9 protein-coding genes are annotated in these 12,853 nt (G+C 49.2%); 3 read left to right on the top strand and 6 right to left on the bottom strand.

Features of this window, described 5'->3' with window-relative positions:
* Positions 1–129: 129 nt before the first annotated feature.
* Entirely contained in the window at positions 130–1,269 is a 1,140-nt protein-coding gene (gene dnaJ, locus HR45_RS13240; protein WP_037443670.1) for a molecular chaperone DnaJ, read from the bottom strand.
* 93 nt (positions 1,270–1,362) lie between these two features.
* On the bottom strand, positions 1,363–3,282 hold the full coding sequence (gene dnaK / locus HR45_RS13235; protein WP_037443667.1) for a molecular chaperone DnaK: 1,920 nt from the start codon (positions 3,280–3,282) through the stop codon (positions 1,363–1,365).
* Positions 3,283–3,552: 270 nt separating this feature from the next.
* Here dnaK and HR45_RS13230 point away from each other — a divergent pair, with 270 nt between their 5' ends.
* Complete coding sequence (locus HR45_RS13230) at positions 3,553–4,461, top strand: DMT family transporter (protein WP_037443665.1); 909 nt, start codon at positions 3,553–3,555, stop codon at positions 4,459–4,461.
* A gap of 20 nt (positions 4,462–4,481) precedes the next feature.
* On the top strand, positions 4,482–4,961 hold the full coding sequence (gene ybaK / locus HR45_RS13225) for a Cys-tRNA(Pro) deacylase (protein WP_037443663.1): 480 nt from the start codon (positions 4,482–4,484) through the stop codon (positions 4,959–4,961).
* Between the two features lie 91 nt (positions 4,962–5,052).
* Here the strand turns inward: ybaK and HR45_RS13220 are convergent, their stop codons facing one another.
* The 4 genes from HR45_RS13220 to HR45_RS13205 form a co-directional block, all read right to left on the bottom strand.
* Positions 5,053–6,312: a glutamate-5-semialdehyde dehydrogenase gene (locus tag HR45_RS13220; protein WP_037443660.1), complete on the bottom strand. Its 1,260-nt coding sequence runs from the start codon at positions 6,310–6,312 to the stop codon at positions 5,053–5,055.
* Positions 6,309–7,430 (bottom strand): glutamate 5-kinase, encoded by a 1,122-nt coding sequence (gene proB / locus HR45_RS13215; RefSeq protein ID WP_037443658.1) that lies wholly within the window; start codon positions 7,428–7,430, stop codon positions 6,309–6,311. The genes HR45_RS13220 and proB overlap by 4 nt, the downstream gene beginning before the upstream one ends.
* Positions 7,431–7,597: 167 nt before the next feature.
* Positions 7,598–8,887 (bottom strand): NCS2 family permease, encoded by a 1,290-nt coding sequence (locus tag HR45_RS13210; protein WP_037443657.1) that lies wholly within the window; start codon positions 8,885–8,887, stop codon positions 7,598–7,600.
* Between the two features lie 729 nt (positions 8,888–9,616).
* Positions 9,617–11,143, bottom strand: a complete 1,527-nt coding sequence (locus tag HR45_RS13205; protein ID WP_037443656.1) for a M17 family metallopeptidase — start codon at positions 11,141–11,143, stop codon at positions 9,617–9,619.
* A 218-nt stretch (positions 11,144–11,361) separates the two neighbouring features.
* Between HR45_RS13205 and HR45_RS13200 the strand changes: the two genes are divergently transcribed.
* Complete coding sequence (locus tag HR45_RS13200) at positions 11,362–12,822, top strand: aminoacyl-histidine dipeptidase (protein ID WP_037443654.1); 1,461 nt, start codon at positions 11,362–11,364, stop codon at positions 12,820–12,822.
* The last annotated feature ends 31 nt before the right edge of the window (positions 12,823–12,853 follow it).

The following is a 12,853-nucleotide window of genomic DNA, read 5'->3' as shown; positions in this document are numbered from 1 at the left end:
ATGAGTGGATTTACGGGCAAAGCCCTCTCATGAATGATAACCACCTACTGAAGTAGGTGGTTTAGGATGAGCAATAAAAAAGCCAGCAAACATGCTGGCTTTAGTCTACGCGCTATAAATTAGGTGAATTTAACCGTTCAGATCTTGAAAGAATTTCTTCACGCCATCAAACCAGCCTTCGGCTTTCGGACTGTGTTTACGCGCTTCACCAGTCAGAGTTGCTTCAAACTCTCGCAGTAACTCTTTCTGTTTCTCAGACAAGTTAACCGGCGTTTCCATCACCACTTTACACAGCAAGTCACCTACGGCGCTGCTACGCACGGATTTAACCCCTTTACCACGCAGGCGGAACATACGCCCAGTCTGGGTTTCTGCCGGGATCTTCAGGTTCACTTTGCCATCCAGTGTTGGCACTTCAATCTCACCGCCAAGCGCTGCTTTGGCAAACGAGATCGGCACTTCGCAGTAGAGGTTATTACCATCACGTACAAAGATTGGGTGTTCACGTACCGTAACTTGTACATACAAGTCACCCGCTGGTGCACCAAACTCACCGGCTTCACCCTCTCCAGCCAAACGGATACGGTCGCCTGTATCCACGCCCGCAGGGATTTTCACGTTCAGAGTTTTACTCTTCTCTACGCGACCATCGCCATGACATTTACTGCATGGGTCTTTGATGATCTTGCCGCGACCATGACAGGTTGGACAAGTTTGCTGCACCGCAAAGAAGCCCTGACGCATCTGTACTTGCCCCGCGCCATGACAAGTGCCACAGGTAGTGGCTGAAGTACCTTTCTTAGCGCCTGAGCCGTCGCACACGTCACAAGTGGCTAAGGTTGGGATGCGTAATTCACGGCTGACACCGCGCACCGCTTCTTCCAGCGACAGTTCCAAGTTGTAGCGCAGATCAGATCCACGAGCCGCTTGACGTTGACCGCCACCGCGACGACCACCACCGAAGATATCCCCAAATACATCGCCGAAGATGTCGCTAAAGTCAGCGCCGCCGCCACCGAAACCACCAGCACCGCCACGGCTAGGATCAACACCCGCATGACCAAATTGGTCGTAGGCGGCGCGTTTATCGCCATCGGTGAGGATTTCGTAGGCTTCCTTCACTTCTTTAAAGTTAGCTTCGGCTTCTTTATCGCCTGGGTTGCGATCCGGATGATATTTCATTGCCAAGCGTTTATACGCCTTTTTAATATCCCGTTCGCTAGCGTCGCGGCCGACGCCCAATACTTCGTAATAATCTCGCTTTGACATAATCTCTACGTTTTCTCAACTGGTGCAAGTACGAACGGGCGTTAGGGTTTCCCCGTAACGCCCGCCTGTAGTTAACCGGGGATAAACGCCCGATTATTTCTTGTCGTCTTTAACTTCTTCAAACTCAGCATCAACGACATCATCGGCAGCGGCGTTAGCACTTTGTTGGCCAGCATCTGCGCCGCCTTGTGCTTGCTGTGCGTTAGCTTGGGCGATTTCAACCAGTTTTTGTGAAGCTTGGATCAGCTCTTGAGTCGCCGTTTCGATAGCGTCTTTGTCGCTACCTTTGGTGGCTTCTTCAACTTTGCTGATAGCCGCTTCAATGCTGGCTTTATCGTCGCTTGGCAGCTTGTCGCCCGCTTCTTCAATCTGTTTCTTAGTCGCGTGTACCAAACCATCAGCTTGGTTACGTGCAGTCACTAATTCTTCAAACTTCTTGTCGTCTTCTGCGTGCGCTTCAGCATCACGTACCATTTGTTCTACTTCTTCGTCTGACAGACCTGAAGAAGCTTTAATGGTGATCGCTTGTTTCTTACCGGTTTTCTTATCGGTTGCAGAAACGTTCAGGATACCGTCGGCGTCCAAATCGAAGGTTACTTCAATCTGTGGCATGCCGCGTGGTGCTGGCTCAATGCCTTCCAGGTTGAATTGACCCAGAGATTTGTTGGCGCTAGCTTGCTTACGTTCACCTTGCAGTACGTGAATGGTTACTGCGCTTTGGTTGTCGTCAGCAGTTGAGAACACTTGGTTCGCTTTAGTAGGAATCGTCGTGTTTTTCTCAATCAGCTTGGTCATCACGCTGCCCATGGTTTCGATACCCAGAGACAGTGGCGTAACGTCCAGCAGCAGCACGTCTTTCACGTCACCCGCCAGTACACCACCTTGGATAGCCGCACCAACAGCTACTGCTTCGTCAGGGTTCACGTCTTTACGTGGTTCTTTACCGAAGAACTCAGTCACTGCCTGTTGTACTTTAGGCATACGAGTTTGACCACCCACCAGAATCACTTCGTTGATGTCTGAAACCGACAGGTCTGCATCAGCCAGAGCCACTTTCAGTGGTTCCAAAGAACGTTGGATCAAGTCTTCAACCAAAGATTCCAGTTTCGCACGAGTGATTTTCACCACCAAGTGTTTAGGACCTGTTGCATCAGCAGTGATGTAAGGCAGGTTCACTTCAGTTTGGTTCGCGCTAGACAGTTCAATCTTCGCTTTTTCAGCTGCTTCTTTCAGACGTTGCATTGCCAGTGGGTCTTTACGCAGATCCAGACCTTGCTCTTTCTTGAATTCGTCAGCCAAGTAGTTGATTACACGGTTATCGAAGTCTTCACCACCCAAGTGAGTATCACCGTTGGTTGCCAATACTTCGAACGTTTGGTCGCCATCAGCGCTATCAATTTCGATGATAGAGATATCGAAAGTACCACCACCCAAGTCGTAAACAGCTACTACGTTATCGCCTTGTTTTTTGTCGATACCGTAAGCCAATGCTGCTGCAGTTGGTTCGTTGATGATACGTTTAACTTCCAAGCCAGCAATACGACCAGCGTCTTTGGTAGCTTGACGTTGTGAATCATTGAAGTATGCAGGTACGGTGATTACGGCTTCGGTAACTTTCTCACCCAAGTAATCTTCTGCAGTTTTCTTCATTTTTTTCAGCACTTCGGCGGAAACTTGTGGCGGTGCCATTTTCTTACCGCGGCTTTCTACCCAAGCGTCGCCATTGTCAGCTTTAACGATGCTGAATGGCATGATGTCCACGTCACGTTGAACTTCGTCATCACCGAAACGACGACCGATCAAACGTTTGATTGCAAAGAAGGTGTTTTGTGGGTTAGTTACAGCCTGACGTTTTGCAGGTTGACCTACCAGGGTTTCATCTTCTGTAAATGCAATGATAGAAGGAGTGGTGCGATCGCCCTCAGCATTTTCCAGCACTCTGGGTTTGTCACCGTCCAGTACGGCAACACAAGAGTTGGTTGTGCCTAAGTCGATACCAATAATTTTACCCATGAGGTCCTCCGAAAATTTTTCGCACTTAAATTTGTTATCTGTTACTGGATATAGGGGCGAATTTGCTGTTTTCAAGCACTATTTTTACCGCCTGTATCGCGTCTTAACCCCTTTATGGGGGCGCAATTTGGCTTTACAAGGGCGAAATTAAAAAAATTGCGGCTTAACTGCCCCTTTTTTGATAAAGCGAAGCTAAAATAACCTCCACCTACCGTGCTAATGCCTTACTGGTTATGGCGCGTTCGCTTTTCTTGATATGAGTAGTGCTGATTGAAAACATCTTATTTGGCGCTCGCCTATGGTTTGGGCGCAGTGCTGTTGTGGTCGACTGTTGCCACTGCCTTTAAAATTGCCTTGGGCTTTTTTAGTCCACTGCAATTGGTATTTGTCGCCACTATTACTTCGGCGAGCGTACTGCTGCTGATATTGGCGCTACAGCGTAAACTAGCGCTTATTAGTCGTCAGTTCCGTCAGGCGCCGTGGCTATATTTGCAAACCGGCATACTGAATCCGTTTCTTTATTATCTGGTGCTCTTTAAAGCCTACGATTTGCTGCCAGCACAACAAGCACTGTCACTTAACTACACCTGGGCGATTTTGCTGCCGCTGCTATCTGTGCCCATGCTCAGACAAAAACTGCGCCGTATCGATTTAATCGCGGCGTTGCTCGCCTATTCTGGTGTAGTGATTATCGCTACCGGAGGCAATTTCGCGGGGCTGCAGTTTGAAAACCCGTTTGGCATTTTATTAGGGCTGACCAGTACCCTGCTCTGGTGTTTGTATTGGATTATTAACACCCGCGACAAAGGCGACCCAGTAGTAAGCCTTCTGTTGAGCTTTTTGGTAGCCTTACCCTTTATCACCTTGACGTTAGTGCTGACGCAGCCATTGCCAACACTCACATTACACGGCGTGTTGGCTGGCGCTTATGTCGGCTTATTTGAGATGGGGGTCACCTTCGTATTGTGGTTAATGGCGCTAAAATCTGCCGAGCGCACTGCGAGCGTGAGTAATCTGGTATTTCTTTCACCCGTGCTATCGATGTTTTTTATCGCCGCGATATTAGGTGAAACTATCGAACGTGCGACGATTTATGGTCTTAGCTGCATTTTACTGGCGCTATTACTACAGCAACTACTGCCCTATATTAAAAGTCGCCGTATGCGACGTGCGCTGTAACTATCACAAGAGAGGTCGTTGTGACGCCTGCTATCGATTTAGCGAATAAGAAGAAAATCTCCTTTAGCATCCACGAGTATCATCACGATAAAAATGCGCCGTCTTATGGTGAAGAAGCCGCGAGCGCGCTGGAATTAGACCCCAACCAAGTATTTAAAACTTTGTTGGTAAGCCTTGATGAAAAATCCAACCCGCTGGCAGTTGCATTAGTTCCGGTGAATCACCAACTCAGCCTGAAAGCGGCGGCGAAAGCGCTGAAACAGAAAAAGTTAGTTATGGCCGATCCGCAGCTAGCACAGAAATCATCAGGTTATCTGGTTGGCGGTATAAGCCCGTTAGGCCAGAAAAAGCAGCTACCGACGGTTATCGACGCTAGTGCTCAAGCCTTTGATAACATTTATGTCAGCGCGGGGCGTCGCGGACTGGAGATCTGTTTAAGTGCTGCAGATTTAGCTTCGCTCTGCCGTGGCAGTTTTGCTGAGATAAAAGCAGAAGACTAAGACAAAGATTTTTAAACTCAAAGTTCTAGAAAACAAAAAGCGCCGTGTTCAACATCGGCGCTTTTTTACTTTTTAAACTGTACGACTCAACTTAGCTACGTGCGGTGTAATCCCCGACAGCCAACCATTTATAGGTGGTGAGCGCTTCCAAGCCCATCGGTCCGCGGGCGTGCAGCTTTTGGGTACTCACAGCCACTTCAGCGCCAAGTCCAAACTGGCCACCATCGGTAAAGCGGGTGCTGGCATTCAGGTAAACGGCGGCGGAGTTCACCTCATTCATAAAGTGAGTCGCCGCTGCAATATCATCGGTCAGAATCGCTTCTGAGTGGCCACTGGAGAACTGACGAATATGGGCAATTGCGGCATCGATATCGGCAACGATTTTGATGCCAATCGTCAGCGACAGCCACTCAGTGCTAAAGCTTTCATCGGTGGCCGCTTCAATATCATAGGCGGGTAGCAGTTTACTGGTCGCTTCGCAGCCAACTAACTTCACGCCTTGCGCTGTCAATGCCGCCGCAAGTGTCGGTAAATAGTCTGCAGCAACCGCCTCATGCACTAATACCGTATCCAATGCGTTACACACGGTTGGGCGCTGCACTTTCGCGTTGATAATCACATCGGTCGAACGCTCGAGCTCAGCGGCTTTGTCGACGTACATATGACAGATACCAATTCCACCCAAAATCACGGGAATCGTCGCCTGCTCAGCGCAGAGACGCTGCAACTTGTCACCACCGCGCGGCACAATCATATCGACATAACTGTCCAACTTTAGCAGTCCGGTAACCAAGCTGCGGTCCGGGTTATCAATCAACTGCACCGCATCTTCAGGTAAACCACAACTGGCCACAGCCGCTCGAATCACCTTGGCAATTGCCATGTTGGAGTTCAGGGTTTCTTTACCACCGCGCAAAATCACGGCGTTACCGGTTTTGAGCGCCAGCACCGCGATATCCACCGTCACATTGGGGCGCGCTTCGTAGATCACTCCGATCACGCCCAACGGCACACTGCGACGACATAGGCGCATGCCATTTTCCAATAGACGCGAGTCAAACTCGCGGCCGATGGGATCAGGTAAGCCAACGACATTATCAATATCAGCGATTACACCGCTGAGACGCTCATGATTCAGCAGTAACCGATCAATCATTGCCTGATTCAGCCCTGCTGCTTTTGCTGCCGCAACATCCTGCTCATTGGCCGCGACAATCTCATCCGCCGCCGCGGTGAGACTGCTAGCGATGGCGTTGAGCAGCGTTGATTTTTGTGTCGAGGACAAATTAGCCAATGCAAAACTCGCCTGTTTGGCCTGCTGTCCTAGCGTTTGCAAATACTGTTCGTTCATAACACCACCATATCGTTACGGTGAACCACGGCATCGCCGTAGTCATAGCCTAAAATCGCTTCAATTTCGTTAGAATGCTTGCCGGAAATCATCCGCAGTGCTTTGGCACTGTAGCGACAAATTCCTTTAGCAAAGCGGTGACCATGCTGATCATGCAACTCCACAGTTGCGCCACGATCAAACGTACCTTCAATAGCCACTATCCCTTTAGAGAGTAAACTGCGGCCTTTTTCTGAAACCGCCCGCACAGCTCCATCATCAAGCACAATTTTGCCCTTGGCTTTCGGCCCGGCCAAAATCCATTGCTTACGGCTCTCAAGCGGGGTTTCGATAGCGCTAAAGTGGGTACCAACGCTTTCTTGCGCCATCAGTTTTAAAATCACATCCGGATGATGACCGGAGGCAATCACCACTTCGATACCAGCTCGACGTGCGATATCTGCCGCTTCCAACTTGGTCGCCATGCCACCTGTGCCCAACCCGGAAACCGAACCGCCAGCGATCTCGCGTAACTGGTCATCAATTCCCGCGACCTCAGAGATAAGTTTAGCGTCTGGATTGTCGCGCGGATCAGCATCGAACAAGCCTTTTTGATCGGTCAGCAATATCAGTAAGTCGGCATCACACAGCAAAGCAATGCGCGCCGACAAGTTATCGTTATCGCCGACTTTGATTTCACTGGTGGCCACAGCATCGTTTTCATTGATGATGGGAATGATATTTTGTGCCAATAGAGCGTGCAGCGTGTCGCGGGCATTTAAATAACGTTTGCGGTCTTGCAAATCGGCACGGGTGAGCAACAACTGCCCGACGTGCAAGCCGTAGATACTGAATAACTGCGCCCATGCCAGAATTAGCTGGCTTTGACCAACGGCGGCCAGCAACTGTTTATTAGGCATGGTATCGGGTAACTGTGGGTATAGCAGGTGTTCACGCCCTGCCGCAATCGCACCCGAGGTACACAACACCACCTCAATACCATCGCGCATCAATGCAGCCATCTGCCGCGACAACTCCACCATATGTGCTTTATCCAGCTTGTTACTGCCAGAGGTCAACACACTCGTACCGAGCTTTACTACCACACGCCGATAGCCGGCTTTACTGGAATGTTCCATCTACATCAAACGCAGAAAATCAAAGGAAGAGGGATTAACTTATACCGAATCGCCGCACGAATTCCTAGCGTCATTAGCTGTGAACTAATCTTTTCTGTGATTTTTTTAAAAATCTTCCATAAAAAAAGGCCATCACTAAGGATGACCTTTCTTAAACAGCAAATTTGTTACATAAACAATACTTTGCCGAGGAACAAAATCGCCAGCACGATAATGCCGACGTTAAGATCTTTGAAACGACCACACAGCAGCTTAATTACAGCGTATGAGATAAAGCCCAGTGCAATACCATTGGCAATTGAGTAAGTAAATGGCATCACCAAGGCGGCCACCACCATAGGTGCTGCTTCAGTCAGATCGTCCCATTCTACGTGCAACAAGCTCGACATCATCAGAATAGCAACGTAGAACAAGGTACCCGCTGTCGCATAACCTGGCACCATGCCCGCCAATGGCGAGATAAACAAGGCCGCGATAAACAGCAGACCAACCACAACCGCGGTTAACCCAGTACGGCCACCAGCGCTCACACCAGCGGTGCTTTCAATGTAGCTAGTCGTGGTTGAAGTACCTAATGCCGCACCCGCCATTGTCGCCAGAGAGTCAGCCGTCAATGCACGTTTTAGACGCGGTAAGCTACCATCGCTCTTAAGCAAACCGGCACGGTGTGCAACCGCCACTAACGTGCCAGAGGTATCAAACAGGTCAACAAACAGGAACGCGAATACGATAGAGATCATGCTGATATCCATCACACCACTCAGATCCATTTTCATGAAGGTTGGTGCTAGTGATGGCGGTGCAGACACAATACCGTGGTACTCAACATCACCAAACAGCAAGCCCAGCAAGGTAATGGTCAGAATACTAAGGATAACCGCTGCTTTATAACCACGGTTAACGAAGGCGATAATCAGGAAAAAGCCCAGCGCCGACATGGCAACCGGAAACGCTTTTAGATCGCCCATACCAACCAGTGTGGCAGGGTTATCAACGACAATACCTGCACTACGCAGGCCAATCAGCGCCAAAAACAGACCGATACCTGCCGCAATCCCCATACGCAATGACATTGGAATCGAATTAACGATCCACTCACGAATACGCACGAGTGACAGGATCAGGAAGCAACAACCTGACAGGAATACCGCCCCTAAGGCAGTTTCCCAGCTATATCCCATGTCACCTACCACACTAAAAGTGAAGAAGGCGTTTAAACCCATCCCTGGAGCCAACGCAATCGGATAGTTGGCTAAAAGACCCATGACCAGACAGCCAACCGCGGCGGCCAGACAGGTAGCGACGAATACCGCTCCATGATCCATTCCAGCTTTAGCCAAAATCTCGGGGTTGACGAAAATGATGTACGCCATGGTGAGGAAGGTGGTGAAACCAGCCAACACTTCCTGCTTTAGGGTCGTTTGGTGCTCTTTGAGCTTAAACAGTTTTTCCAGCATGGAACCGGGTTCCTTGAACAGTGATTTGTAGGGTTCTTCTTTATGTAACAGTTATTTAACATAACCGCACGGTAGCGGCAGATTATAAATGCGTTCCTTTATCTTATTCCAGCAATATTCGTAGAGTGCCGGACAAGGATCACGCAATTACACTGACTTGCTGGTGATAGCAAGCACTGACGAACAGGCAAAAAAAAACCTGCTCAACAGAGCAGGTGAAGAGATGTAACAAAACGCCCATAAGATGGGTAAAAATAACCATTTGCACAAACAGATCCTGATGGGTTGGTGTCCATCGAAAATCGGTTCTAAAGCAACCACTTAAAAAAGCAGTTACGGGTGAAAGCTGTGATCCGGAGTGAAATCAACAACAAACATCAAGTAGAGAGACTCTGCAACCGAGGCTGAATTCCGACTGTAACTGACCGACCAAAGTCACTACAGCGATAGGATTCCGATGAAACTTAGAGGTTGGGGACTCTCATGGGTAACATCACCTTCGGGAACATCCGTCGACCTCATGTCTTGGCGTCACCGTTGGTACTAATAATACACAGATGAAATATTATTACAAGATAAAATGCATATTTTTTTAATTATGGAGCTCTTTTGTAATAAAGTTACAAAACGATGACAATAGAATTTCTAAGTGTTTTTTAAAAAATCTATATATTCAATAAGTTGAAAACAACCCACTCGAAGATTTAGCGATTTTTGCGTTTGTCTTTTTTAGATCAACTGTTGTAAGTAATGCCAAAATGTTACCAAAGGTATCGCATTGGGTTTGCCATAACGCGGATCCCCTTCGATAGCCGCCCCCGCTATATCAAGGTGCATAAATGGCAGTGGCGTTGGCGACTGTGCACCATGACGATTAAGACCAGAAGCACTGACAATAAAAGCCGCAGCAAGCTGATGACCACGTGTCACCATCGACGAGCCTAAATGCATACTCGAGAGCACATCGGCGGCCAAAGTAGTATCGGTGATGATGGAGAAATCTTCTTGAGACAATGCCGAGACTGTCGCCGCCTCGCCCTGCAAGTTCGCCTGATGAGAGAAGCTTGGGGCCAAATTAGCTAGCGCCACACTATTAGGCACAGTCGCAAAATGTCGGCCAAAGGCACGCGCGGCGTGACTGGTTAAGGTCGCCACCGAAAATAACTGTGGATTAACCGCGTCACTAGCCAAGATGCGTAAATGCGATAACAGATCTGCTAGCACTAAGCGCCCTTCGGCGTCGGTATTGCCAATACGCACACGTGTTCCAGCGTGTGAGGTAATGATTTCATCGGGTACAAAAGCATCGCTGCCGATACTATTGCGGACTAAACCAAGCTGCGCAACAACGCGTACACCTTGAGGTTTAAGCAACCCAATGGTTTTCATCAGTCCAGCAATCGCCGCCGCGCCACCTTTATCGCGACTCATCCCCGACATGCCGCCGCCCACTTTAAGGCTGGCACCGCCAGTATCGAATATCACTCCCTTTCCAGCCAACAACAACGTATGCTTGACTTCGTCTTCCGGCAGGTATTCGAGTTGTAACACCCGAGGTTGATGACGTTCAACCTGCAATGATGCTCGACCAACGGCGCACAACAACGGATAGTCGGCCAACAGAGTATCGAGATCATCAAGGACGGAGACATCTACATCACTCTCCACGAGTGACTTCATGCAGTAATCCACAAACGCATAAGGCGCCATCCGCTCAGGCTCGGTGGCACATAAATCGCGTGCTAATATTCTTCCGGCTTCAATCGCCGTGAGTTGCACGGCAATGTTATCCGGCACATCGACTAAGCCGATGCAACTGATGCCGACTTGATGCCCAGCCTCTCGCGCTTCTAATGGCAACCAAAGCTGCTGCGCACAGCCAAGCGCGGCGACCGATAGCGCCATGGCAAATTGCGGTAAAGGATTAGCCGCAACCCATAATAATGGCCGTTTGGCGCCACTCGCCTGTGCTTGGGCGATTGCCTGTTGTGCCACCTCGGCATAAACACTGACATCACCATATTCTGCATCTATCTGTACGACGGCACTGAGCAAGCGATTCCCCGGCGCACTATCGCACACGGACAACACCAATTGCTGACCAATACGTTTATCGATGGCCGCCTGTTGCTGCAATGCTTGACGAATAGCCGCGAAAGGAACCGCTAAAGGATCTGGACTGATAATGATAAGCGCATCCCAGTCATTGCTGGATGCGAAGAGTTCGTCACTGGAAACAGAAATAAATTGCGGCACAGCAGGCTCCGGTTATGCGCTAAAAATGAGGCAACCTATTATTGGCATTTCAGTTGATGATTACTATGCCCATCCCGCTGGAAAGTTTTGCTGCCAAACAGTGAGCTAGATCTTAACTGATAACCACTATCAACTGCTGCTTATGTTAAACTCGCTGCATATTCATGATGACGCGTGCGTCATCAACCTGTGTTCAATTTCATTATCAGGAGTCTGATGTGTCTCAACTCAGCCAATTAGCCCCCCAGCCTTTGTGGCAATGGTTTGAAAAGATTTGTGCAATCCCAAGACCGTCTAAACATGAAGCGGCGTTGAGTCAGTTCATTCAACAGTGGGCCAAAGCACGTGATCTGCTGGTCATTGAAGATGCCACTGGCAACCTTATCATCCGTAAACCAGCCACTGCTGGCATGGAAGACCGCAAAGGCGTGGTTATTCAAGCGCATATGGATATGGTGCCGCAGGCAAATGCCGATAAAGTACATGACTTTACCAAAGATCCAATTGAAGCTTGGGTAGATGGTGACTGGGTAAAAGCCAATGGCACCACCCTGGGTGCTGACAATGGCATAGGTATGGCATCTGCGTTGGCGATTTTGGAAAGCACCGACATTGCCCACGGTCCGCTCGAAGTGCTGCTAACTATCGATGAAGAAGCGGGAATGACCGGTGCATTTGGTCTGCAAGCGGGCGTGTTAACCGGCGACATTCTGATCAACACAGATTCAGAGCAAGAAGGCGAAATCTATATGGGTTGCGCAGGTGGCGTCGACGCCAGCTTTACCCTGCCATTGACCAAGATTGCCAGCGATAATGCTGATAAAGCCTTCCGCTTAACTGTGTCTGGCCTTAAGGGCGGTCACTCTGGCGTTAACATCCATTTAGGTCGTGGCAACGCCAATAAAATTCTCGCGCGTTTCCTATTTGATAACGCTGACGAGTTGGGACTCACGTTAACCGATTTCACGGGTGGTTCTCTGCGTAATGCCATTCCACGTGAAGCCTTTGCCACCATTACTGTGCCAGCAGCCCAGGTTGATGCGCTAGCAAGTGCTGTGAGTGAATTTCAAGCCTTATTGCGCACAGAGTTGGCGATTGCAGATGCCGACGTAAAAGTATCAATTAGCCCAGTTGAATTACCTGCTGAGCAATTTAGTGCTGCTACCCAAGCGCAATTACTGTCACTGCTGCATGCCTGCCCGAATGGCGTAATTCGCATGAGCGACGAAGTAGAAGGCGTGACTGAAACGTCGCTAAACCTCGGTGTGATTACCACCGAAGCCGATAAAGTCGTTGCACTGTGCTTAATCCGTTCTTTGATCGACTCTGGGCGCGATAACGTGTGCAGCCAACTGGCCGCCTTAGGCAAATTAGCGGGCGCTCAAGTGGCATTTAGTGGTGCTTATCCAGGCTGGAAACCTGATAACGAATCTGAAGTCATGGCGATTGTGCGCAACACTTATCAGGATATCTACCATAAAGAGCCCGTCATTATGGTAATTCACGCGGGACTGGAGTGTGGCCTATTTAAAGAACCGTACCCAACCATGGATATGGTATCGATTGGCCCCACCATTCGTTATCCACACAGCCCAGACGAAAAAGTGAATATCACCACGGTTGGCCAATATTGGCAATTGCTGCTCGCTGTATTAGCGCGAATCCCTACCAAAGCTTAAAAAACAGCATTGAAAACAAAAGCCTTCGTAA

It is taken from the genome of Shewanella mangrovi (assembly GCF_000753795.1).
In the GTDB taxonomy this organism is placed as follows: domain Bacteria; phylum Pseudomonadota; class Gammaproteobacteria; order Enterobacterales; family Shewanellaceae; genus Shewanella; species Shewanella mangrovi.
Note: the sequence above shows the minus strand (reverse complement) of the source record. Positions and strands in the feature narration are given on the sequence as shown.